Source organism: Pseudomonas sp. VI4.1 (assembly GCF_002029345.1).
Lineage (GTDB): Bacteria > Pseudomonadota > Gammaproteobacteria > Pseudomonadales > Pseudomonadaceae > Aquipseudomonas.
This window is the reverse complement of sequence record NZ_MULM01000185.1, coordinates 128,579-153,395: the sequence shown is the minus strand read 5'-3', so window position 1 is coordinate 153,395 and position 24,817 is coordinate 128,579. Positions and strand designations below refer to the sequence as shown.

Annotated in this window: 21 protein-coding genes; 20 read left to right on the top strand and 1 reads right to left on the bottom strand. The window is 54.4% G+C overall.

The window, feature by feature from the left end; all coding sequences use genetic code 11:
- Nucleotides 1-593: 593 nt before the first annotated feature.
- From mnmG to BZ163_RS33900, 20 genes are all read left to right on the top strand, one after another.
- A complete protein-coding gene (mnmG, locus tag BZ163_RS33995) occupies nt 594-2,492 on the top strand; it encodes a tRNA uridine-5-carboxymethylaminomethyl(34) synthesis enzyme MnmG (protein WP_128874602.1) in 1,899 nt (632 codons plus the stop codon).
- Nucleotides 2,489-3,133 (top strand): 16S rRNA (guanine(527)-N(7))-methyltransferase RsmG, encoded by a 645-nt coding sequence (rsmG, locus tag BZ163_RS33990; protein WP_128874601.1) that lies wholly within the window; start codon nt 2,489-2,491, stop codon nt 3,131-3,133. The genes mnmG and rsmG overlap by 4 nt, the downstream gene beginning before the upstream one ends.
- A gap of 18 nt (nt 3,134-3,151) precedes the next feature.
- Nucleotides 3,152-3,949, top strand: coding sequence for a ParA family protein (locus BZ163_RS33985; protein ID WP_128874600.1), 798 nt, complete (start codon nt 3,152-3,154; stop codon nt 3,947-3,949).
- Nucleotides 3,950-3,958: 9 nt separating this feature from the next.
- The gene (locus BZ163_RS33980; RefSeq protein ID WP_128874599.1) at nt 3,959-4,831 is read left to right on the top strand and encodes a ParB/RepB/Spo0J family partition protein; all 873 of its coding nucleotides are present in this window, start codon (nt 3,959-3,961) and stop codon (nt 4,829-4,831) included.
- Nucleotides 4,832-4,979: 148 nt separating this feature from the next.
- Nucleotides 4,980-5,387, top strand: coding sequence for a F0F1 ATP synthase subunit I (locus BZ163_RS33975; RefSeq protein ID WP_007948092.1), 408 nt, complete (start codon nt 4,980-4,982; stop codon nt 5,385-5,387).
- A gap of 16 nt (nt 5,388-5,403) precedes the next feature.
- Nucleotides 5,404-6,273, top strand: a complete 870-nt coding sequence (gene atpB, locus BZ163_RS33970; RefSeq protein WP_128874598.1) for a F0F1 ATP synthase subunit A — start codon at nt 5,404-5,406, stop codon at nt 6,271-6,273.
- A gap of 133 nt (nt 6,274-6,406) precedes the next feature.
- Nucleotides 6,407-6,664, top strand: coding sequence for a F0F1 ATP synthase subunit C (atpE, locus tag BZ163_RS33965; RefSeq protein WP_002555987.1), 258 nt, complete (start codon nt 6,407-6,409; stop codon nt 6,662-6,664).
- A gap of 54 nt (nt 6,665-6,718) precedes the next feature.
- A complete protein-coding gene (locus BZ163_RS33960) occupies nt 6,719-7,189 on the top strand; it encodes a F0F1 ATP synthase subunit B (protein ID WP_008027535.1) in 471 nt (156 codons plus the stop codon).
- A 12-nt stretch (nt 7,190-7,201) separates the two neighbouring features.
- Nucleotides 7,202-7,738, top strand: a complete 537-nt coding sequence (locus BZ163_RS33955; protein ID WP_128874597.1) for a F0F1 ATP synthase subunit delta — start codon at nt 7,202-7,204, stop codon at nt 7,736-7,738.
- A 21-nt stretch (nt 7,739-7,759) separates the two neighbouring features.
- On the top strand, nt 7,760-9,304 hold the full coding sequence (atpA, locus tag BZ163_RS33950) for a F0F1 ATP synthase subunit alpha (protein WP_008155713.1): 1,545 nt from the start codon (nt 7,760-7,762) through the stop codon (nt 9,302-9,304).
- A gap of 50 nt (nt 9,305-9,354) precedes the next feature.
- Entirely contained in the window at nt 9,355-10,215 is an 861-nt protein-coding gene (atpG, locus tag BZ163_RS33945) for a F0F1 ATP synthase subunit gamma (RefSeq protein ID WP_064680521.1), read from the top strand.
- Nucleotides 10,216-10,242: 27 nt separating this feature from the next.
- A complete protein-coding gene (gene atpD, locus BZ163_RS33940; protein WP_128874596.1) occupies nt 10,243-11,622 on the top strand; it encodes a F0F1 ATP synthase subunit beta in 1,380 nt (459 codons plus the stop codon).
- A gap of 45 nt (nt 11,623-11,667) precedes the next feature.
- Entirely contained in the window at nt 11,668-12,093 is a 426-nt protein-coding gene (locus tag BZ163_RS33935; RefSeq protein ID WP_010465460.1) for a F0F1 ATP synthase subunit epsilon, read from the top strand.
- Between the two features lie 116 nt (nt 12,094-12,209).
- Complete coding sequence (gene glmU / locus BZ163_RS33930) at nt 12,210-13,577, top strand: bifunctional UDP-N-acetylglucosamine diphosphorylase/glucosamine-1-phosphate N-acetyltransferase GlmU (RefSeq protein ID WP_128874595.1); 1,368 nt, start codon at nt 12,210-12,212, stop codon at nt 13,575-13,577.
- 268 nt (nt 13,578-13,845) lie between these two features.
- Nucleotides 13,846-14,622: a DeoR/GlpR family DNA-binding transcription regulator gene (locus BZ163_RS33925; protein ID WP_128874594.1), complete on the top strand. Its 777-nt coding sequence runs from the start codon at nt 13,846-13,848 to the stop codon at nt 14,620-14,622.
- Between the two features lies 1 nt (nt 14,623).
- Nucleotides 14,624-16,456, top strand: coding sequence for a glutamine--fructose-6-phosphate transaminase (isomerizing) (glmS, locus tag BZ163_RS33920; protein ID WP_128874593.1), 1,833 nt, complete (start codon nt 14,624-14,626; stop codon nt 16,454-16,456).
- Nucleotides 16,457-16,736: 280 nt separating this feature from the next.
- The gene (locus BZ163_RS33915) at nt 16,737-17,594 is read left to right on the top strand and encodes a TnsA endonuclease N-terminal domain-containing protein (RefSeq protein ID WP_128874592.1); all 858 of its coding nucleotides are present in this window, start codon (nt 16,737-16,739) and stop codon (nt 17,592-17,594) included.
- Entirely contained in the window at nt 17,591-19,759 is a 2,169-nt protein-coding gene (locus tag BZ163_RS33910; RefSeq protein WP_128874591.1) for a Mu transposase C-terminal domain-containing protein, read from the top strand. Before BZ163_RS33915 ends, BZ163_RS33910 begins: the two co-directional genes overlap by 4 nt.
- Complete coding sequence (locus tag BZ163_RS33905) at nt 19,756-21,228, top strand: ATP-binding protein (RefSeq protein WP_128874590.1); 1,473 nt, start codon at nt 19,756-19,758, stop codon at nt 21,226-21,228. Before BZ163_RS33910 ends, BZ163_RS33905 begins: the two co-directional genes overlap by 4 nt.
- 17 nt (nt 21,229-21,245) lie before the next feature.
- A complete protein-coding gene (locus tag BZ163_RS33900; protein WP_128874589.1) occupies nt 21,246-22,922 on the top strand; it encodes a TnsD family Tn7-like transposition protein in 1,677 nt (558 codons plus the stop codon).
- A 63-nt stretch (nt 22,923-22,985) separates the two neighbouring features.
- Here the strand turns inward: BZ163_RS33900 and BZ163_RS33895 are convergent, their stop codons facing one another.
- A complete protein-coding gene (locus tag BZ163_RS33895; RefSeq protein ID WP_128874588.1) occupies nt 22,986-24,674 on the bottom strand; it encodes a TniQ family protein in 1,689 nt (562 codons plus the stop codon).
- Nucleotides 24,675-24,817 lie beyond the last annotated feature (143 nt).

Here is a 24,817-nt window from a genome sequence, read left to right as displayed (position 1 = left end):
CCCTTCGCTGGCAAGCCAGCTCCTACAGAAACAGATCGGTGTACACGCGTTGCCCCACAGACAGGCCATTCGAGCCTGTCTGTTTCTTCCTTTCTCGTGAATTTTCTTCCAGTGCCGAGCAGATTTTTTCTGCTTGAGCGGATTTTCCGTGCCCGGGATTTGCTGATTCAGAGAATTTCTGTGGATTAAGCCCTGTGAATAACTGCCACTAAGGGCAGTTGATAACAGGGCCTGAAAACTGCGAATAACCACCGCTGTGGATAACCACCCCTTTCATCCACAGGCTTAAACCGGTTATCCAAGGGCCTCATTAGCACATGATCACAGGGTTTTGATTCTCTGTACACGTTGAATATAAAGGGCTGTGTAAATCTATCCACAGAAAAGTGCCTCAGTAAAAATAAACATAAAAACAAAGATTTAATAAATTTCTTTCTTTTTAATTTCTGTTAAGCCGACTTTTCCACAGCTGGTTAAATTTTGTGCAAAGGGTTCTTTAGGAAGGGCGAAGTCCCTATACTTGCCGACCAGGTCCAAAAACCTGTGCTCAAACTATTTCTGATTACCTGACTGAAGCAGGCACGAGGTGCGTGGTGGATTTCCCTTCCCGTTTTGAAGTGATCGTCATCGGCGGCGGTCATGCCGGTACCGAGGCAGCACTGGCGTCAGCACGCATGGGGGCAAAAACCCTGTTGCTGACGCATAACGTGGAAACCCTCGGTGCCATGAGTTGCAACCCGGCCATTGGCGGGATCGGCAAAAGCCACCTGGTCAAGGAAATCGACGCCCTGGGCGGCGCGATGGCCATGGCTACCGATAAGGGTGGAATTCAATTTCGCGTGTTGAACAGCCGTAAAGGCCCGGCCGTGCGAGCGACTCGCGCTCAGGCCGACCGGGTTCTGTACAAGGCCGCTGTCCGCGAAACCCTGGAAAACCAGGCGAACCTGTGGATATTTCAACAAGCAGCCGATGACCTGATCGTCGAACAGGACCAAGTGCGCGGTGTAGTCACCCAGATGGGTCTGCGTTTCCTCGCCGATTCCGTGGTGTTGACCACCGGCACCTTCCTCGGTGGACTTATCCACATTGGCATGCAGAATTTTTCCGGCGGTCGCGCCGGTGATCCGCCATCGATTGCCCTGGCTCACCGTTTGCGTGAATTGCCATTGCGCGTGGGTCGCCTGAAAACCGGTACTCCGCCGCGCATCGACGGTCGCTCTGTGGATTTCTCGGTGATGACCGAGCAAGCAGGCGATACGCCGATTCCAGTGATGTCGTTCATGGGCTCCAAAGAGCAGCACCCGAAACAGGTCAGTTGCTGGATTACCCACACCAACGCCCGCACCCACGAGATCATCGCCGCCAACCTCGACCGTTCGCCGATGTATTCCGATGCAGGTGTGATCGAAGGGATCGGCCCGCGCTACTGCCCGTCGATCGAAGACAAGATTCATCGCTTTGCCGACAAGGAAAGCCATCAGGTCTTCATCGAACCCGAAGGCCTGACGACCAACGAGTTGTACCCGAACGGGATATCCACATCCTTGCCGTTCGACGTGCAGTTGCAGATCGTGCAATCGATCCGCGGCATGGAAAACGCACACATCGTGCGGCCGGGTTACGCCATCGAATACGATTACTTCGACCCGCGTGACCTGAAGTACAACCTGGAAACCAAAGTCATCGGCGGCCTGTTCTTCGCCGGGCAAATCAACGGCACCACCGGCTACGAAGAAGCCGGCGCCCAGGGTTTGCTGGCCGGGGCCAATGCCGCCTTGCGTGCCCAGGGCAAAGAGGCCTGGTGCCCGCGTCGCGACGAGGCGTACATCGGGGTATTGGTCGACGACCTGATTACCCTGGGTACCCAGGAACCGTATCGGATGTTTACCTCCCGCGCCGAGTACCGCCTGATCCTGCGCGAAGACAACGCCGACCTGCGCCTGACCGAAAAAGGTCGCGAACTGGGGCTGGTGGATGACGCCCGTTGGGCCGCGTTCTGCACCAAACGCGAAAGCATTGCCCTGGAAGAACAACGTTTGAAAAGTACCTGGGTTCGCCCGGGCACCGAACAAGGCGATGCAATCTCCGAAAAATTCGGCACGCCACTGACCCACGAATACAATTTGCTCAACCTGCTGAGCCGTCCGGAAATCGACTACGCGGGTCTGATCGCCGTGACCGGTGGCGGGGCAGAAGATCCACAAGTGGCCGAGCAGGTCGAAATCAAGACCAAATACGCCGGTTACATCGACCGCCAGCAGGATGAAATCGCACGCCTGCGGGCCAGCGAAGACACCAAACTTCCTGTGGATATCGATTACACGAATATTTCCGGTCTCTCCAAAGAGATCCAGGGCAAGCTCGGTGCGACCCGTCCAGAGACCCTGGGCCAGGCGTCACGTATTCCGGGTGTCACGCCGGCGGCGATTTCGCTGTTGATGATTCATTTGAAAAAACGCGGCGCTGGCCGTCAGTTGGAGCAAAGCGCTTGAGTTCGTCGGTCACCTCGCAACACGCAGAAGAGTTATCCACAGGTGCTCGCCAGCTCGGTGTCACGTTATCCGACACTCAGCATGCCCAGCTGCTGGGTTATCTGGCCCTGTTGATAAAATGGAACAAGGCCTACAACCTGACCGCCGTGCGCGATCCGGACGAAATGGTCTCCCGTCACCTGCTCGACAGTTTGAGCGTGATGCCGTTCGTCGAAAGCGGTCGCTGGCTGGACGTTGGCAGCGGCGGCGGTATGCCCGGTATTCCGCTGGCCATTCTGTTTCCAGAGGCGCAAGTGACGTGCCTGGACAGCAATGGCAAGAAAACCCGCTTCCTGACCCAGGTCAAACTCGAACTCAAACTGGATAACCTGCAAGTTATCCACAGTCGCGTCGAAGAATTTCAGCCTGCTCAAGCCTTCAACGGGATCATCTCCCGGGCGTTCAGCAGCATGGAGAACTTCAGCAACTGGACTCGCCACCTTGGCGACACCGATACGCGTTGGCTGGCAATGAAGGGCGTTCATCCGGCTGATGAGCTGGTAGCATTGCCGGCAGACTTCCACCTCGATAGCGAACACGCCCTGGCCGTACCTGGTTGCCAAGGCCAACGCCATCTGCTGATACTGCGCCGCACGGCATGATTGGGAACACAAGCAAGAATGGCTAAGGTATTCGCGATTGCGAACCAAAAGGGTGGTGTGGGCAAAACCACCACCTGTATCAACCTCGCAGCTTCCCTGGTCGCTACCAAGCGCCGGGTGTTGCTGATCGATCTCGATCCACAGGGCAACGCCACCATGGGTAGCGGTGTGGATAAACACGGCCTGGAAAATTCGGTCTACGACCTGCTGATCGGCGAATGTGATCTGGCTCAGGCCATGCACTACTCCGAGCACGGTGGTTACCAGCTGTTGCCGGCCAACCGCGACCTGACCGCCGCGGAAGTGGTTCTGCTGGAAATGCAGATGAAGGAGAGTCGCCTGCGCAGCGCGTTGGCGCCGATCCGTGAAAACTACGATTACATTCTGATCGACTGTCCGCCGTCGTTATCGATGCTGACCTTGAACGCACTGGTCGCCGCTGATGGGGTAATTATCCCCATGCAGTGCGAGTACTTCGCACTCGAAGGCTTGAGCGACCTTGTGGATAACATCAAGCGCATCGCCGAGCTGCTCAACCCGAACCTGAAAGTCGAAGGCCTGCTGCGGACCATGTACGACCCGCGCCTGAGCCTGATGAACGATGTGTCGGCGCAGCTCAAGGAGCACTTCGGCGAGCAGCTCTACGACACGGTCATTCCGCGCAACATTCGCCTGGCCGAAGCGCCGAGCTATGGCATGCCGGCGCTGGTGTACGACAAGACTTCGCGGGGCGCGATTGCCTATCTGGCATTGGCGGGCGAGATGGTTCGCCGTCAACGCAAAAACTCACGCACCGCCGCCGCTCAGGCAACTTAAGGAATCCCCATGGCCGTCAAGAAACGAGGTCTCGGACGTGGACTGGATGCACTGCTGAGTGGTCCGACTGTCAGCTCGCTGGAAGAACAAGCGGTGCAGGCGGATCAACGCGAGCTGCAGCACCTGCCCCTGGACCTGATCCAGCGTGGCAAGTACCAGCCACGGCGGGACATGGATCCTCAGGCGCTGGAGGAGCTGGCACAGTCGATCAAGGCCCAGGGCGTGATGCAGCCGATCGTGGTTCGTCCGATCGGCAGCGGTCGCTTCGAAATCATTGCCGGCGAACGTCGCTGGCGCGCCAGTCAGCAAGCCGGCCAGGAAACCATCCCGGCGATGGTTCGCGACGTACCGGATGAAACCGCGATCGCCATGGCGCTGATCGAGAACATCCAGCGCGAGGACCTCAATCCGATCGAAGAAGCGGTGGCCTTGCAGCGTTTGCAGCAGGAATTCCAGCTGACCCAGCAACAAGTGGCCGAAGCCGTGGGCAAATCCCGCGTAACCGTGGCCAACCTGCTACGCTTGATCGCGTTGCCGGAAGTCATCAAAACCATGCTGTCCCACGGCGACCTGGAAATGGGTCATGCCCGTGCTTTGCTCGGTTTACCGGAAAATCAACAGGTTGAAGGGGCGCGACACGTTGTCGCACGAGGGCTGACCGTACGCCAGACCGAGGCACTGGTTCGCCAGTGGTTGAGTGGCAAACCGGAGCCTGCTGAACCGGTAAAGCAAGACCCGGATATTGCCCGGCTGGAACAGCGTCTGGCCGAGCGCTTGGGCTCTGCGGTGCAGATCCGCCACGGGAAAAAGGGTAAAGGGCAGTTGGTGATCGGGTACAACTCCCTCGATGAGCTTCAAGGTGTGCTTGCACACATTCGCTGAAACATTTCCTCATGTAGCGTGCAGGTGGAAATCACTACCTGCCAGTTGAATAGGGGCAGAACCGCCCCTATACTCTGCGCGCATTTTGTCGGCACAAATTATGCCAAGTTATTGAATTCTGGCAGCCGATCATTGGGGAGCAAAAACGATGGAGAGCCGCACGCCAAACCGCTTGCCATTCCATCGCCTGGCAGTTTTTCCGGTCTTGTTGGCTCAATTTGTCGTTTTAGTACTGGCCGCTTTGGCGCTTTGGTACTGGCATGGAGTCGTAGCCGGGTACTCGGGACTTTGCGGAGGCCTGATAGCCTTGCTGCCCAATGTTTATTTCGCTCACAGGGCATTTCGGTTTTCCGGCGCCCGAGCAGCTCAAGCCATCGTCCGGTCTTTTTATGCCGGCGAGGCGGGCAAACTGATTTTGACGGCAGTGCTCTTTGCATTGACGTTCGCAGGTGTGAAGCCATTGGCGCCGCTGGCTGTATTCGGCGTCTTCGTGTTGACCCAACTGGTCAGCTGGTTCGCGCCCCTGCTGATGAGAACAAGACTTTCGAGACCTTAGGGCGTTTGAGGCAACCATGGCAGAGACAACCGCTTCGGGCTATATCCAGCACCACTTGCAGAACCTGACCTTCGGGCAGCTACCTAACGGCGGCTGGGGTTTTGCCCACACCGCAGCAGAAGCCAAGGAAATGGGCTTCTGGGCTTTCCACGTCGATACCCTCGGCTGGTCGGTCGCGTTGGGTCTGATCTTCGTTCTGATTTTCCGCATGGCGGCAAAGAAGGCGACGTCGGGGCAACCGGGTGCTTTACAGAACTTCGTTGAAGTATTGGTCGAATTCGTCGATGGCAGCGTGAAAGACAGCTTCCATGGCCGTAGCCCGGTGATTGCACCGCTGGCGCTGACCATCTTCGTCTGGGTCTTCCTGATGAACGCCGTCGACCTGATCCCGGTCGACTGGATTCCTCAGCTGGCCATCCTGATCACTGGCGATGCGCACATTCCGTTCCGTGCCGTATCGACCACTGACCCGAACGCTACCCTGGGCATGGCCCTGTCGGTGTTCGCGTTGATCATTTTCTACAGCATCAAGGTCAAGGGCATCGGCGGCTTCATCGGCGAACTGACCCTGCACCCGTTCGGCAGCAAGAATATTTTCCTTCAAGCCCTGCTGATCCCGGTGAACTTCCTGCTGGAGTTCGTGACGCTGATCGCCAAGCCAATCTCGCTGGCACTGCGTCTGTTCGGCAACATGTACGCCGGCGAACTGGTCTTCATTCTGATTGCTGTGATGTTCGGCAGCGGTCTGCTCTGGCTTAGCGGCCTGGGCATTGTTCTGCAGTGGGCGTGGGCAGTGTTCCACATCCTGATCATCACCCTGCAGGCGTTTATCTTCATGATGCTGACCATCGTCTACCTGTCGATGGCGCACGAAGAGAACCATTAAGACCAGTCTCGGCTGGTCTGATGTCCCACCCGGTAAAACGGGTGGGGGCCCGAACAGGGCTATGAAACGATTTGTTTTACCGCTTTAAAATCTAAAAAACCTAAACCATACGACGTAAAAGTCGGGAGGAAAGATGGAAACTGTAGTTGGTCTAACCGCTATCGCTGTTGCACTGTTGATCGGCCTGGGCGCACTGGGTACCGCAATTGGTTTCGGCCTGTTGGGCGGCAAGTTCCTGGAAGGCGCCGCGCGTCAGCCAGAAATGGTCCCAATGCTGCAAGTCAAAATGTTCATCGTTGCCGGTCTGCTCGACGCCGTAACCATGATCGGTGTTGGTATCGCTCTGTTCTTCACCTTCGCGAACCCATTCGTTGGTCAACTCGCTGGCTAATTACTCACCTTCGAGTAATTGGTGTGATGTGCAACGAACGAGCGAGGTGTTGGCGTGAACATTAATGCAACCCTGATTGGCCAGTCCGTTGCGTTCTTCATTTTTGTACTGTTTTGCATGAAGTTCGTGTGGCCTCCGGTCATCGCGGCTTTGCACGAACGTCAGAAGAAGATCGCGGATGGACTGGACGCTGCCGCCCGAGCAGCTCGCGACCTGGAGTTGGCCCAAGATAAAGCGGGTCAACAACTGCGCGAAGCTAAAGCTCAGGCAGCCGAGATCATTGAGCAAGCCAAGAAACGCGGTAACCAGATCGTTGAAGAGGCTGTTGAAAAAGCCCGTATCGACGCTGACCGTGTGAAGGTTCAGGCTCAGGCCGAGATCGAACAGGAACTGAACAGTGTCAAAGACGCGCTGCGTGCCCAATTGGGTGCTCTGGCCGTTGGCGGCGCCGAGAAGATCCTGGGTGCCACAATCGATCAAAACGCGCACGCGGAGCTGGTAAACAAACTGGCTGCTGAAATTTAAGCGAGGGCGATCATGGCAGAATTGACCACGTTGGCCCGACCTTACGCTAAGGCAGCCTTCGAGCACGCCCAGGCCCACCAGCAACTGGCCTCTTGGTCAGCCATGCTCGGCCTGGCTGCAGCAGTGTCGCAAGACGACACCATGCAGCGCGTGCTCAAGGCCCCGCGACTGACGAGCGCAGACAAGGCCACCACGTTTATTGACGTGTGTGGCGACAAGTTTGATGCCAAGGCACAGAACTTCATTCACGTCGTTGCCGAAAACGACCGTCTCCCGCTATTGCCGGAGATTGCCGCTCTGTTTGACCTGTACAAGGCTGAACAAGAGAAGTCGGTAGACGTTGAAGTCACCAGTGCTTTTGCATTGAACCAAGAACAGCAAGACAAACTCGCCAAGGTTCTCAGTGCACGACTCAACCGGGAAGTGCGCCTGCAAGTCGAGGAAGACAAATCCCTTATCGGGGGCATTGTCATCCGCGCCGGCGACCTGGTAATCGATGGCTCGGTTCGCGGAAAACTCGCGAGCCTTGCCGAAGCATTGAAATCTTGAGTTTGAAGGGGCAGCAGAGCAATGCAGCAACTCAATCCTTCCGAAATAAGTGAAATTATCAAGGGCCGCATCGACAAGCTCGATGTGACCTCCCAAGCCCGTAACGAAGGCACTGTCGTCAGCGTATCTGACGGTATCGTGCGGATTCACGGTCTGGCCGACGTCATGTACGGCGAGATGATCGAGTTTCCGGGCGGCGTCTTCGGTATGGCTCTCAACCTGGAGCAAGACTCCGTAGGCGCCGTTGTATTGGGCTCCTACCAGTCTCTGGCTGAAGGCATGAGCGCCAAGTGCACCGGCCGCATCCTCGAAGTTCCGGTTGGTAAGGAACTGCTGGGTCGCGTAGTCGACGCACTGGGTAACCCGGTTGACGGCAAAGGTCCACTGAACAACACCGAGACCGATGCGGTCGAGAAAGTTGCTCCAGGCGTGATCTGGCGTAAGTCGGTAGACCAGCCTGTACAGACTGGCTACAAGGCTGTCGATGCCATGATCCCTGTCGGCCGTGGCCAGCGTGAGCTGATCATCGGTGACCGTCAGATCGGTAAAACCGCTCTGGCGATCGACGCGATCATCAACCAGAAAAACAGCGGCATTTTCTGCGTCTACGTAGCGATCGGTCAGAAACAATCGACCATCGCCAACGTGGTTCGCAAGCTGGAAGAAAACGGCGCACTGGCTAACACCATCGTCGTGGCTGCGAGCGCTTCGGAATCTGCAGCACTGCAATTCCTGGCACCGTACTCCGGTTGCACCATGGGTGAATTCTTCCGCGACCGCGGTGAAGACGCGCTGATCGTTTATGACGATCTGTCCAAGCAAGCAGTGGCTTATCGCCAGATTTCCCTGCTGCTGCGCCGTCCGCCAGGCCGTGAAGCTTACCCAGGCGACGTGTTCTATCTCCACTCCCGTCTGCTGGAGCGCGCATCCCGCGTTTCGGAAGAATACGTAGAGAAGTTCACCAACGGCGCAGTGACCGGCAAAACCGGTTCCCTGACCGCACTGCCGATCATCGAAACCCAGGCTGGCGACGTTTCCGCGTTCGTTCCGACCAACGTGATTTCCATCACCGACGGTCAGATCTTCCTGGAATCGGCCATGTTCAACTCCGGGATCCGTCCTGCTGTGAACGCCGGTGTTTCGGTATCCCGTGTGGGTGGTGCCGCTCAGACCAAGATCATCAAGAAGCTCTCCGGTGGTATCCGTACCGCTCTGGCTCAGTACCGTGAACTGGCGGCATTCGCCCAGTTCGCTTCTGACCTGGACGAAGCGACCCGTAAGCAACTTGAGCATGGTCAGCGCGTTACCGAGCTGATGAAGCAGAAGCAATACGCACCAATGTCGATCGCTGACATGGCGCTGTCGCTGTATGCCGCTGAGCGTGGGTTCCTGACTGACGTTGAAATCGCCAAGATCGGCAGCTTCGAACAAGCGCTGATTGCTTTCTTCAACCGCGATCACGCCGATTTGATGGCGAAGATCAACGTGAAGGGTGACTTCAATGACGAAATCGACGCTGGCATGAAAGCCGGTATCGAGAAGTTCAAGGCCACCCAAACCTGGTAAGCCGCAGCGGGAGCCGCGAGGCTCCCGCTTGCTAACCTGATAGGTGTTACATGGCAGGCGCAAAAGAGATTCGCAGTAAGATTGCGAGCATCAAAAGCACGCAAAAGATTACCAGCGCCATGGAAAAAGTGGCGGTCAGTAAAATGCGCAAGGCACAAATGCGCATGGCTGCTAGCCGTCCTTACGCGGAGCGCATCCGCCAGGTTATTGGCCATCTGGCCAACGCCAACCCGGAATATCGCCACCCGTTCATGCTCGACCGTGAAGTAAAGCGTGTCGGTTATGTTGTGGTGAGCAGTGACCGTGGTCTGTGTGGTGGCTTGAACACCAACCTGTTCAAGGCCCTGGTCAAGGACATGGCGGTAAACCGCGAAAACGGCGTCGAGATCGATCTGTGTGTAGTGGGTAGCAAGGGTGCGGCTTTCTTCCGCAACTTCGGCGGTAACGTCGTTGCAGCTATCAGCCACCTGGGTGAAGAGCCGTCGATCAATGACTTGATCGGCAGCGTCAAGGTGATGCTGGATGCCTACCTGGACGGCCGTATTGATCGCCTGTCCGTGGTGTCCAACAAGTTCGTCAACACCATGACGCAGCTGCCTACGGTGGAGCAATTGATTCCACTGGTGGCGACCCCGGAAAAGGAACTCAAGCACCACTGGGATTATCTGTACGAACCGGACGCCAAAGAGCTGCTTGACGGCTTGATGGTCCGTTACGTGGAGTCGCAGGTCTACCAGGCGGTGGTCGAGAACAACGCGGCTGAACAAGCTGCGCGGATGATCGCGATGAAGAACGCTACCGACAACGCCGGTGATTTGATCAGCGATTTGCAGCTGGTCTACAACAAGGCGCGTCAGGCTGCGATCACCCAAGAGATCTCGGAAATCGTCGGCGGCGCTGCCGCGGTTTAACGGTTCAAATATTCAGAGGATCCAGCTATGAGTAGCGGACGTATCGTTCAAATCATCGGCGCCGTTATCGACGTGGAATTTCCACGCGACAGCGTACCGAGCATCTACAACGCGCTGAAAGTTATAAGCGCGGCTGAAACCACCCTGGAAGTTCAGCAGCAGCTGGGCGACGGCGTGGTTCGTACCATTGCGATGGGTTCCACCGAAGGCTTGAAGCGCGGTCTGGAAGTCACCGACTCTGGCGCAGCCATCTCCGTACCGGTCGGTAAAGCGACCCTGGGCCGGATCATGGACGTCCTCGGTAACCCGATCGACGAAGCTGGCCCGATCGACACCGAAGAGCGCTGGGGCATTCACCGTCCTGCGCCAACCTTCGCTGAACAAGCGGGCGGCAACGACCTGCTGGAAACCGGCATCAAGGTTATCGACCTGGTTTGCCCGTTCGCCAAGGGTGGTAAAGTCGGTCTGTTCGGTGGTGCCGGTGTAGGCAAGACCGTAAACATGATGGAACTGATCCGTAACATCGCCATCGAGCACAGCGGTTATTCCGTGTTCGCCGGTGTGGGTGAGCGTACTCGTGAGGGTAACGACTTCTACCACGAGATGAAGGACTCCAACGTTCTGGACAAAGTGGCACTGGTTTACGGTCAGATGAACGAGCCGCCGGGTAACCGTCTGCGCGTAGCACTGACCGGCCTGACCATGGCCGAGAAGTTCCGTGACGAAGGTAACGACGTTCTGTTGTTCGTCGACAACATCTATCGTTACACCCTGGCCGGTACTGAAGTATCCGCACTGCTGGGCCGTATGCCTTCCGCAGTAGGTTACCAGCCGACCCTGGCCGAAGAGATGGGTACTCTGCAAGAGCGTATCACTTCGACCAAAAACGGTTCGATCACCTCGATCCAGGCGGTATACGTACCGGCGGATGACTTGACTGACCCGTCGCCAGCGACCACCTTCGCCCACTTGGACGCCACCGTCGTTCTGTCCCGTGACATCGCTTCCCTGGGTATCTACCCGGCGGTCGATCCACTCGACTCGACTTCGCGCCAGCTGGACCCGAACGTGATCGGCCAGGAACACTACGACACCGCTCGCGGTGTACAGTATGTTCTGCAGCGTTACAAAGAACTGAAGGACATCATTGCGATCCTGGGTATGGACGAGCTGTCGGAAGCCGACAAGCAGTTGGTAAACCGTGCTCGTAAGATCCAGCGTTTCTTGTCGCAGCCGTTCTTCGTGGCTGAAGTCTTCACCGGTGCCTCGGGTAAATACGTTTCCCTGAAAGACACCATTGCTGGCTTCAAAGGCATCCTCAACGGTGACTACGACCACCTGCCAGAACAAGCGTTCTACATGGTCGGCGGCATCGAAGAAGCGATCGAGAAAGCCAAGAAACTGTAATCCCGGCGCTCGGCAACGGGCGCTAATTTAGGTTGAGGCAATCAGATGGCTATGACAGTCCATTGCGATATCGTCAGCGCGGAAGGGGAAATCTTCTCCGGCCTGGTCGAGATGGTGGTTGCGCACGGTGCACTGGGTGATCTTGGTATCGCCCTGGGTCACGCGCCGCTGATCACTAATCTCAAGCCGGGCCCGATCCGCCTGATCAAGCAGGGCGGGGAAGAGGAGGTGTATTACATCTCCGGCGGTTTCCTCGAGGTTCAGCCGAACATGGTCAAGGTTCTTGCCGACACCGTGCAACGTGCTGCCGACCTGGACGAAGCCTCCGCTCAGGAAGCCGTAAAGGCTGCCGAGAAGGCCTTGCATGAGCGGGGCGCGGAATTCGATTACGGTTCTGCCGCCGCACGTCTGGCCGAGGCTGCAGCTCAGCTGCGCACCGTCCAGCAGATCCGCAAGAAGTTCGGCCACTAAAAGGCCATAGCTTGTTGCGCGATTGATTAAAAAGGGTAGCCTCGGCTACCCTTTTTTCTTTTCCGACATTCATAACTTGGTCGCAGCCGCTGACCACCCAGGATTGGTAGCCAGTCATGTCCCTAGAAATCGTTATCCTCGCTGCCGGTCAAGGCACGCGCATGCGTTCGGCATTGCCAAAAGTCCTGCATCCAATTGCAGGCAATTCGATGCTCGGCCATGTTATCCACAGCGCCCGGCAACTTGATCCGCAGCGTATCCACGTCGTGATCGGCCATGGCGCTGAAGCGGTGCGTGAACGTCTGGCCGCCGATGATTTGAATTTTGTCCTTCAGGACAAACAGCTCGGCACCGGCCATGCCGTGGCCCAGGCCGTACCGTTCATCGAATCCGACACTGTTCTGATTCTCTACGGTGACGTGCCGCTCATCGAGGTCGAAACCCTCCAGCGCCTGCTCACCAAGGTAGCGCCGCAACAGCTGGGCTTGCTCACTGTCGAGCTGGACGATCCTACCGGTTACGGCCGTATCGTCCGTGATGCCGCTGGCCAGGTGACGGCCATCGTCGAGCAGAAAGACGCCAACGAAGCCGAACGCGCGATCAGCGAAGGCAACACCGGCATCCTGGCCCTGCCTTTCGCAAAACTGGGCGACTGGATGAGCCGTCTGTCGAATAACAATGCCCAGGGCGAGTACTACCTCACCGACGTGATCGCCATGGCGGTCAGCGATGGTCTAGTGGTGGCTACCGAACAGCCTCACGATGCAATGGAAGTGCAGGGCGCCAACGATCGCAAGCAACTCTCCGAGCTTGAGCGCCATTATCAATTGCGCGCGGGTCGCCGCTTGATGGCTCAGGGTGTGACGTTGCGAGACCCGGCACGTTTCGATGTGCGCGGTGAAGTGACCGTGGGTCGTGATGTGCTGATTGATATCAACGTGATTCTCGAAGGCAAGGTCGTCATTGAAGACGACGTTGTGATCGGTCCGAACTGCGTGATCAAGGACAGTACCCTGCGCAAAGGCGTGGTGATCAAGGCCAACAGCCATATCGAAGGCGCTATGCTCGGTGAAGGCAGCGATGCCGGTCCGTTCGCCCGTATTCGTCCAGGCACGGTACTGGAGGCCCGGGCACATGTGGGTAACTTTGTTGAGCTGAAAAATACTCATCTGGGTGAAGGCGCCAAGGCGGGTCATTTGACTTACCTGGGCGATGCCGAGGTCGGTGCACGCACCAATATCGGCGCCGGTACCATTACCTGCAACTATGACGGCGCCAATAAGTGGAAGACCGTGTTGGGTGAAGATGTGTTCATCGGTTCCAATAACTCGTTGGTGGCGCCTGTGGATATCGGATCCGGGGCAACCACGGCGGCCGGTTCGACCGTTACGCAGAATGTGGATAACTCACAATTGGCTGTGGGTAGAGCGCGCCAGAAAAACATCGACGGTTGGAAGCGGCCAGAGAAAAAGAAGAAGAGCTAAGTTATCCACAGTGGATAAAATTGTCCTCGCGGGCAAGTCTGACCACCGGCCCGCTTGCTCCTGCCGCCTAGAGTTATCCACATCGCTGGTTATCCACAGCGTGTGTGAACACTTTAACTTGATAGGCACGAGCGATACGGCGACCCGACTTACCCGCAGTGATTTTATCCACAAGGCCTGTTATCCACAGGTCGTTTTATCACTTCCCGCTTGACGAAGTTTCGACAATAGGTTTTGATTGCTTCCGTTATCTTTCGAATCGAAACTTATGTCGAAGCGCAATACTCCTCAACGCCGTCACAACATCCTCGCGCTGCTTAATGAGCAGGGCGAAGTCAGTGTGGATGAGCTGGCCAAACGCTTCGAAACCTCAGAAGTTACGATCCGCAAGGATCTGGCGGCGCTCGAAAGCAATGGGTTGCTGCTGCGCCGTTACGGCGGCGCCGTCACCATGCCTCAGGAACTGGTGGCCGATCTCGGTCAACCGATTTCCAGATACAAGCAGGCAATCGCTCGCGCAGCCGTTATGCGGATTCGTGAGCATGCGCGAATCATCATCGACAGTGGCAGTACGACTGCGGCGATGATCCCGGAGCTCGGCCAACAACCGGGCCTGGTGGTGATGACCAATTCGCTGCATGTCGCCAATGCCTTGAGCGAACTCGAACACGAGCCGGTGCTGTTGATGACCGGTGGTACCTGGGACCCGCATTCCGAATCCTTTCAGGGGCAGGTTGCCGAGCAGGTACTACGCTCTTACGACTTCGACCAGTTGTTCATCGGAGCCGATGGCATTGACCTGGTACGCGGCACCACCACCTTCAACGAACTGCTGGGACTGAGCCGGGTCATGGCCGAGGTCGCCCGTGAAGTGGTGGTGATGGTGGAAGCCGACAAGATAGGCCGCAAGATTCCCAACCTGGAGCTGCCATGGAGCAGCATCCATACCCTAATTACCGATGATCGCTTGCCGCTCGAGGCACGGGATCAGATTCAGGCCCGCGGCATCGCGCTGATTTGCGCAGCTGTCAGTCAGGAGAAATAGCATGTGTGGAATTGTTGGTGCAGTCGCAGAACGTAACATTACCGCCATTTTGCTCGAAGGCCTCAAACGCCTGGAATACCGCGGCTATGACAGCGCGGGTGTAGCAGTCTTCACTAACAACGAAGTGCTTGAGCGCACGCGTCGCCCGGGTAAGGTCAGTGAGCTGGAACAGGCCCTCGAAAGCGAACCTCTGGTCGGTCGACTGGGCATCGCCCACACTCGCTGGGCGACTCACGGTGCGCCTTGCGAACGTAACGCTCACCCGCATTTCTCCGGTGATCTGGCGGTGGTGCACAATGGCATCATCGAGAACCACGAAGCGCTGCGCGAACAACTCAAAGATTTGGGTTACGTCTTTACCTCGGACACCGACACCGAAGTCATCGCTCACCTGCTGGAGCACAAGCTCAAGGATCTGGGCGATCTGACCGTGGCCCTCAAGGCGACTGTCAAAGAGCTGCATGGCGCTTATGGCCTGGCGGTGATCAGTGCAAAGCAACCGGACCGTCTGGTCGCAGCCCGTAGCGGCAGCCCGTTGGTGATCGGCTTGGGCATGGGGGAAAACTTCCTCGCCTCCGACCAATTGGCGCTGCGCCAGGTCACTGATCGTTTCATGTACCTTGAAGAAGGCGATATCGCGGAAATTCGCCGCGAAAGCGTGCAGATCTGGGACGTTGACGGCCAAGTCGTCGAGCGTGAATCCGTGCAATATCGTGACGGGGCGGAAGCCGCCGACAAGGGCGAATTCCGCCATTACATGCTCAAGGAAATCCATGAGCAACCGGCCGTGGTACAGCGCACCCTGGAAGGTCGCCTGAGTCAGAACCAGGTGTTGGTCCAGGCGTTTGGCCCACAGGCTGCCGAACTGTTCGCCAAAGTGCGCAACGTGCAGATCGTCGCGTGCGGCACCAGCTACCACGCCGGCATGGTTGCCCGTTACTGGCTCGAAGAGCTGGCGGGTATTCCTTGCCAGGTCGAAGTCGCCAGCGAATTCCGCTATCGCAAGGTCGTCGTGCAGGACGACACCCTGTTCGTGACCATTTCCCAGTCCGGTGAAACCGCCGACACCCTGGCCGCCCTGCGTAACGCCAAAGAGCTGGGCTACCTGGCGAGCCTGGCGATCTGCAACGTCGGTATCAGCTCGTTGGTACGTGAATCGGACCTGACGCTGTTGACTCAGGCCGGTCGCGAAATCGGCGTGGCCTCGACTAAAGCCTTCACCACTCAGTTGGTCGGCTTGCTGTTGCTGACCCTGTCCCTGGGCCAGGTCCGCGGCACGCTGGCCGACGGTGTTGAAGCCACCCTGGTCGAAGAACTGCGTCGCCTGCCGAGCCGCCTGGGTGAAGCCCTGGCGATGGACAGCACAGTGGAAAAAATCGCCGAACTGTTCGCCGAGAAGAACCACACGTTGTTCCTCGGTCGTGGCGCGCAATTCCCGGTCGCGATGGAGGGTGCCCTCAAGCTCAAGGAAATCTCCTACATCCACGCCGAAGCCTATCCCGCTGGCGAGCTGAAACACGGTCCGTTGGCGCTGGTGGATAACGACATGCCAGTGGTGACGGTGGCGCCAAACAACGAACTGCTGGAGAAGCTGAAGTCCAACCTCCAGGAAGTTCGCGCCCGTGGCGGCGAGCTGATCGTCTTCGCGGACGAGCAGGCCGGCATGACCAACGGCGAAGGCACTCACGTCGTGCAGATGCCGCACATCCACGACATCCTGTCGCCGATCCTCTACACCATTCCGCTGCAGTTGCTCTCGTACTACGTGGCGGTGTTGAAAGGCACTGACGTCGACCAGCCGCGCAACCTGGCGAAGTCGGTGACGGTGGAATAAGTTATCCACAGGTCACGTTAGCTGGTTGAGAACAACATAGTTTGTCTCCAGACAACATAGTGTGTCTCCGAACAACATAGTCTGTCACAATGGCTAACCCCCTGAATTCAGGGGGTTTTCTTTTTCTTAAAGCGCCATTTGTCCAGATTCACTGCTTCATTTCACTCAAGGGGTAAGCTGGAGAACGCTGATCACCATCTCGAGATGGTGCAGATTTTTTCCTATACCTATTTTCGAGACGAAAGGTTTGCAGTGCGGCAGGGAGCGCAGGAGGTCGGGGTTGCGCGGTCGCAGGTTTGCCACAGAAGCCGACGTTGATCGGCACATTTCAAATGGATTCGGCCAAGGGGCTGGAGCCAGCTACGTCCCGTGGCTACGCGTGCAGGATGTACCCTCTCAAGGACATTCTCGAAAAGTTCAAGGGATCAAGGTCGATCGTCTGCACCACCTACTTTCTAATCTCGAATACGGCTACTTTTTAGTCTGCGAATTTTCGGAAGACGTTGTCGACATCCGTGAACAATACCCTTTGCTCCCAAGAGGTAGCGCACAGGCCCAGGCCAGTGCGATGGGCTTGAAGTACCCCAACTTCCCAAAGAGCTCAGTTCCATATGTGATGACGACGGATTTTCTCTTGACGGTCATAAAGCCAGATGGAAGCTTTGGTACTGTAGCCCGCACAGTCAAATACGAAAGCGATCTTGTGGGTGAAAGGGCCGACAGGACACGCGAGAAGCTAGAGATCGAAAAGGAGTTTTGGAATTCACAAGGCGTGGATTGGACAATCGTTACGGAAGCTGGCTTTACCGTTGAGCTGGTTCAAAATCTAGGTTTACTGCGAAAATTTGCCCAGATACCTCGTGCATTAACACAACCTACGGTGGTGATAGACTTTCTCCTCAGTCTAAGGGGATTTCAAGGTTATCCTTGGACCACCGCTCAAGTTTTGAAAAAAGTTGCAACGAAATTGTTCATTTCGTATCAGGACTCAAGAGCTCTATATCATTACTTGATCTGGCATAAGCGTATTAAACTCGACTTGATACGTGCGCCTTTACAGATGGGATTACCTCTCCCAGAATTGCTAATAGTCGAGGATACATCTCCCTATCGGAAGACTGCGGAGGGCGCACTATGAAAATCAAAATCAATGACGTTTTGGAACCTGTAACTGAGCACTCAGCTATAGCTGCTTTGGTTCGGGTTTTGTGGCTAGATGAGATGCAAGACGCAGTTTGCCTTATCGAGATGACGGCAAATCCACCTCGGTTACCCTTTATATTGGGATTGCAACAAATAAAGGCATCTATTTTAGCTGGAGATACGAAGACTGCTACGATAAAAACACCGGAATATTTACTGGTGCTAGAAGAGTCTCTCGACGAGAAACAAAAGTCAGATAGGGATAATAAATGGAATGTTATTTCACCGCTGATTATCTCTGAGGTCCCGGGTCAAGTATATTTTTCCGACGAACTGGTACGGCTCGTGGCAGCACGCGCAGTCGAGCTTAAGATACATCGCAAACAAATTTATCGGCTTCTATGTAAGTACTGGATAAATGGTCAAATACGAAATGCTCTTCTGAAAAATTACACAAGCGTCGGAAAGTCCGAGCGAGTGTACAATCCAGAGAGACCCCCAGGCAGGAAACCCAAATTTCAGGAAATTGAGTTGCCGCGGAACAAGTTTTTGGAGCCTGTGGATAAGTGCTGCATCAAGGTAGGTTATGCGCTCTATGTAGACAATGAAGAAGCATCTCTAACTGATGCTTACCATAAAATGCTAGCCAAGTTTTATACAGAGAAGGATCTTTCTAAGAATCCTGAAGCTGGCTCACGTTTATTACCTTCAACAGAAATACCTTCTTTTCGCCAGTTCGATTATCAGGGCAAGAAATTCTTCGATGTGGTGGCGACTGAACGCGGTCGGATGGGGGAAAAAAAATGGTTGAAAGACCGTCGCCCTTTATCAGGTGCCGTCCAGGATAAGCTTCGCGGACCATGTCATCAGTTTGAGATTGATGCGACGATTGCCGACGTCTACTTGGTGAACAGTTACTCTCGCCACATGCTCATCGGGCGTCCAGTGATTTATGTAGTCATCGATAGCTTTTCTGGCCTGATTGTCGGCCTCTATGTCGGTTTGGAAGGTCCGAGCTGGAACGGTGCGCGCCAGGCGCTTTTCAATGCTTTTACGTCAAAGCAAGACTTCTGTGCTCTGAATGGCGTCACAATCGAACCTGCTGATTGGCCCTGCCACCACCTACCTCACGAGGTGTTCGCCGACCGGGGGGAAATGCTTGGGACAGCAGCCGAGGGACTTGCTATGGGCCTTGGCATCGAACTGGGTATCGCACCGCCGTATCGCCCAGATTGGAAGTCGATGGTGGAAAGCAGGTTCAACATCCTGAACTCTTTGACGGGCATCCGGTGGTTGCCCGGTGGCGTGGCAGCACGGGAGAAAGAAAGAGGTGAGCGGGATTACCGCTTGGACGCGACCCTTAATATGAAAGAATTCACCAAAATCATCATTAAGTGTGTGCTGCATTACAATAGATTCAATCGCCAGCCTAAAAGACTCACAAAGCAAATGGTTGCTGACAATGTTGCACCTACCCCTTTGTCCATTTGGAACTGGGCATTGGAAAATGATTTTGTTGAGCCTAATTATCGGTCCGATGACCTGATTTATCTACATTTACTCCCTAGGGACAATGGGACGGTTCAAAAGGGAGGTGTGTTGTTCAAGGGTATGTATTACATAAGCGACATGGTCGTTGATAAGAACTGGCTTGCAAAAGCGCGAAGTCAAGGTGTCTGGTCGATTCAATGTTGGTACGATCCAAACTCAGCGGACCACATTTGGATTCAAGGGGATGATAAACAATTTGTTCGCTGCGATTTAAGATATTCAGATCGAAAATATGCGAGTTATCGCACTGATGAAATCTACGATATGCTCGAGGCCTATCGTCAAACTCCGCCGACGCATAAACGGTTTGAGCTAGAGAGTAGGATCTCTCTTAACGATGAGATTGATGGTTTGGTAAACACTGCCTTGAAAGAGAAAAACGAGGCGACAGCTCCTAAAACGAAAGCTGAGCACATCGGCAATATTCGTGAGAATCGGGCGGAGGAGCGTTTCCGGGAACGAGCAGAGGCTCAGGTTCCGGAGGGCGTCCGCAGCGTCGGTGTAAATGCGCCGCAGTCTCCTAAAGATCCTCCTGAGCATTACGCCGGTGCTCGCAGCGCCCAAGTGATAGATATGCTCAAACGAATTCGCCCAGGTAAGAAGCCATGAACGGCGTCCAAATTTTTGCCTGTTACACCAAGCAACCGATTCCGGAGTATGCAGGCAACCCGCTCATCGAAGCATTGCCGCCAATCCTCTCGGATGAAGCGGCGATGGGGCTCATCGCTAATTTTCCATATGAAGCGACTCCAGAGGAGCTGGCACTGGAACGCTCAACGCGAATCCATTGCATCGATCGCTTGCGGTCTGTCATCCAGCCAATGCTGATTCACTTGGAACTTGAGTCGTTGATCTCACTGTTGATCCGGCGAGGCTATGTGGGGCGCAACCCGACCTCACCAGCGACTGTCAGGCACCTTCACTCGCTCTCTGGAGCTCAGCGGTACCATGATGGATTTAAATCGACTGCGGAGACATTCAGCTTGGTTGGGCTGAGCGGCATCGGAAAATCGACAGCATTATGGGCCATCCTCAGCCTTTACCCCCAAACCATCAGGCATGAACGCTACGAGGGTAAACAGTTCGTTCATACACAGATCACTTGGTTGAAGCTTGATTGTCCTCGGGACGGTTCTCTTGCCGGGTTCTGTCAGGAGTTCTTTATCGCTGTTGGGAAAGCGTTGGGCGATGAGGATTACCATCAGCGGTTTCGAGCCAGGAACATTAATGACTCGCTGCAGCTGATGGCCCAGGTTGCGAGTACATTCTTCATTGGCGCGCTGCTCATCGATGAGATTCAGAATCTGCATTTTGCCAAGACAGGCGGCAAAGACAGCATGCTGAATTTCTTTCTGCACCTAGTAAATAACATCGGTATACCGGTCGTCTTCATCGGCACTAATTCGATGGTCAGCCTTTTCTCAGGTGTGTTGAGAAACGCACGCCGCTGCTGCGATGCTGGAATCATCGAATTCAAGCGATTTGAAAAGGAAGATGACGAGTGGAAAATGCTGGTCGAGAACCTTTGGAGCTACCAATGGTGCCAACAGCGAGCTGACTTGACTGACGACATCTACGATACGCTCTACGACCATACGCAGGGTGTAACGGATTTTCTGGTGAAGCTGCTTGTGCTCACACAACGCTACGTGATTCAAAGCGGTTCGGAGTGCATAACGGCAGCAGACATAAGGCGCGTCAGCGACTCCAAGATGCAGATACTGAAGCCCGCGCTGTCTGCGTTGCGCAGTCGCGACCCAAAGCGGATGAGTCAGTTTGAAGATCTGCTTCCGATTGACGAACAGCTGGCTGACATGATGGCTTTCGACTTTGTGCCACGGCCGGATCGTCTGGCATTGCTGCGCAGTGTCAAGAAGCAGAGGCCTAGTATTCCACCAAGCACGCCTGATGCAGCGAAGAGCGTCACCAAGACGAACACACTCGCCGCTGCTGTGGTTACTGAAACATCAATGGCCCGAACTATAAGCAGCAGCGAAGACCCACTAAGGGCAATGCAAAATGCAGGATGGCTGAATCAGGACTTGTTTGAGTTTTCGCCGCTGTACCGCAAGGGGTAAACAATAGGGGATGTGAAATGAAGCACAGCTTTCATTTCTTTCCTGAGCCCTTCCCTGACGAAACGCTGCACAGCGTTTTGTCCAGGTACGTGCGGCTTTATGGTTTAGGGGCACGCAGCGAGATATTCGCCAATACTCTGTGGGAAGGGAGCTTTTCGGAGAATGTCCCTTTTCCCTGTCACCTCGCTAAGCTCGTGGACGAATTGCCACACAGTGTCGGCTTGTCCGTAGCCCAAGTAATTGAACGTCACACTCTCCTGCCGTACTACCAGCCCTTCCTGTCTGTACATCAGCTTCAACATGCCCAAGAGCAGATGGCACATCGGGGAGGTGGAGGACTCAAACTCAGGTTGGGGTTGATCGCAAGTCGCCTTGAAAATGCGTCGAGAGTTCGATTTTGCCCCACCTGCTTAGATCAGGACGATGCGATTATGGGGGTCGCATATTGGCATCGTGTACACCAGCTTCCAGGCGTCTTTATCTGTCCTCATCACGTGGAGCCGTTGGTGGTCCTGGATCACCGCAGTTTGACTTGTTGCAGGAAGAGGCTCTTGCTTCCCGAGGACGATGCCGTCCAATCGCGCGCTTTGCCCTTAGAAATCCCCACAGATCGACGCCGCGAGCTATTAGAGATTGCTCAACTTTCACTTGAGGTGCTTCAGGCCAATGCGTCCCCGCAGTCTGCGAACAGAGTTCGAAAGTTACTTCTAGACGGTGCGGCAGCTCTGGAGCTGGTCCATCATGGTCGGCTGCGTTTGGGGCCGCTGGCGCGACACATGGACGCGTATTTCCACCGTCTTCCAACCACCGGCGAATTCTCTATTCTTGCAAGCGATCCGAATGAAACTCCTGCGTCTTGGGTGACCAAGCTTCTGCGAAAACCGCGAGGCACTCACCATCCTCTGAAGTACATCCTCCTTGCCAGTGCGCTGAACGTAGACGTCACCCAACTTTTCATCAGGGAAGACATTGCTCTAAACGCGATGGCCATGGGAATTCCGTCGCCACTCCCTTTACCGATTCCCTATCTACCTTGCGAACAAGCTGCGCAATGTAAATCTGGTACTGAAACTGCTTTTCATCATTCGATTTGGGCATGGGCGGAAAAAGGAATGGAAGCGACAGAAATCGCATCAAAATTGGATATGTCCCTTGCCAGTGTTTATCGCGGCATTCGAGCGCACGAGCAGGGTGCTGAGCGGTGGAAAAAGTGCAAATTTGAAAGATGTCTTGCTCAACGGCGGGATCGTTTTGAGAGCCAGTATCAAGATCGTCTGGCTCATGAGTGTTCTGATTATATGTGGCTATACAGGCATGATCAGGCATGGCTTACCCAGCGGTGCAATCTGCTTAGTCGTCATGGAAGCAATCGGCGACGGAATAGTCCGTTTCGTCAGCTTGACCCTTACCTTGCATCCGAAATCTTTGATTGTGCAGAAAGTCTTCGCGCGCTGCCCGGCAAGCCGATTCGGATTACTCAAACCCGGATTGGTCGAGAACTAGATACCATTGCTCGATTCGAGAAGCAGCTTAAGAAACTTCCGATGTGCGCGGCTGCACTGACGTCAGTTTGCGAGAGCCGTGACAACTTTCATCAGCGCCGATTGCAATGGGCGGAACAGCAATTAATGCGAGAAGGTAAACCGGTCACTACAGCATGGCTCTACAAAACTGCGTGCATTAGACCTAATTGATTGGAAATCAAATCACAGGCGTATGGCGTAAGCGATTTCTTGCATAAATTATTGCACTTACCGTTAAAAATAGTCTGGAGCACCTTCCTTCCCTGATTTTATCGCAATATAAGACCTACCCCCCATAGGCCCATGGTGACCAGGAGGGCCTTTCCACTGTCGGCTAACATTGGTTGTTGCAAGTAGTGACTCGGGATTGACACCTGTGCTCATAAATTTTTCTAGATCCCACTCGAAATGATTGATTAATGCATTCCAAGCCTGGATAGGTACGGAGGTCAATAATTGTAGACTGGATGTATTAGGGGGGAGCTTTAAACGGGACATTTCCGACAAAGCCCAAATGGCTCTTCTTAAGTGAAAATGCCATGAAGATTCGTGATGGATTTCCAACTGTTGAGCTACGCGCGGAAACAGAATTTTCCGATCTGCAGGGCTCGGTGGAACCCTACTCGGCAATAAAGCAATCATGTTGGTTATATTAACTCGAATCTGTTTTTGGCTGAAATTATAGAGCTCTTCGACCCGTTCAGCGATGATCTTCGCATATTCTTCATCACGACGATCTGCGTGTTGCTCTGTCTTTGCTTTTGTTACAGGGCCATTCGCAAGGATTTCCGTAAGCCATGGTTTATCGTTAGCAATAAGCCAGAGCGTCGCCTGATATGCATTGGCCCACAAGTAGTCTAAGCTCAGTCCAGGTCTCGCCTCGATGAGCTGAGTCACTTTTTGGCGGTGAAGTTTTCGCTTGCTTAACGAAGGGGCCTTTGGTTGTGTCTGTAGCCCTTTATTACAACTAAAGAGTAATGACTCAGTTGCGAGTTTTTTCTCAAAGCTATCCACAGTTTTAAATAAATGGTAAGCCATGATGAGATGCCGTGTGATCGGCATATCGAGCAAGCCATTAACTGTCGTAGTTCGGATCCATTGATTATGCTTACCTGCGGCATATGCGTTATCGATTTTTGCCAACAATTCAGGTCCAAATGTTGATTGGATACTTTCAAATAATTTGGCACGAGACATGAACTGCCCATGGGTAAAACCCATTTTTTTTGCTTGCCGGGTATAAAATGCCGCCAAGACTTCGCTTTTTACTGCTGGGAGATTGCGATCAAGCAGTTCCTTAGCAAATAGCGCAAAATTCTGTTCGAGTTCTAGCCCAGTTTTGGGTAAGTGTGAGCTTAATGGGCTCCATCCGCAGACACATTGAGCGGAGAGACTGGGTAGTAATTTATTCGAACGATAAAATGGATGCGAGCATTTTGGGCAAGCCTGAAGCAACTCTTCTCCATGTCGCCAACAAGCTGTTACTCCAGGTATATGGTGCGCGCGGTGCCAAAACGAATGACCTGTTTCAATAAGGTCATCTTGCACACATGAGAGACATATTTTTGCCATGCTATGAGCGCTGACTTCCCTTCGAGGAATTCTTGCTACCGCAGAAATAATACTTTCATCACGGAGCTCATCATTGCCTTTTGATATGCCCAAAAACGGTTTGTATACAGGCAATATGGTGTTGAAAAGAAGTAACTCATTAAGATTGAGGTCTTTGTCTCCAGGTAAGCGAGAAGCCAGATCATCAATCCTATTTGGGATGATTCGCATTGCAAAGGGAGCGGTGTCGAAGATATCCCTAAATGTTTCATTCTCGGATCGGTTTCCAGATAGCATGTGGTATCTTGAGATACGAGACTGGAGTGTTTCGTCTGGCATTGAAGCGGGAAAGAATAAAATACTTGTTGACATATTTATCAATGTTCCAGGTCTATATCCTTGCTCAGGTCTTTTACTGCCATTACAACCTGAGCCTCCAGTAGTCGCACAATACTGATAGCATAAATCCCCTTTAGAGCGGTAGATCCTGATCCACTTTTCTGCGCCGGAGAATT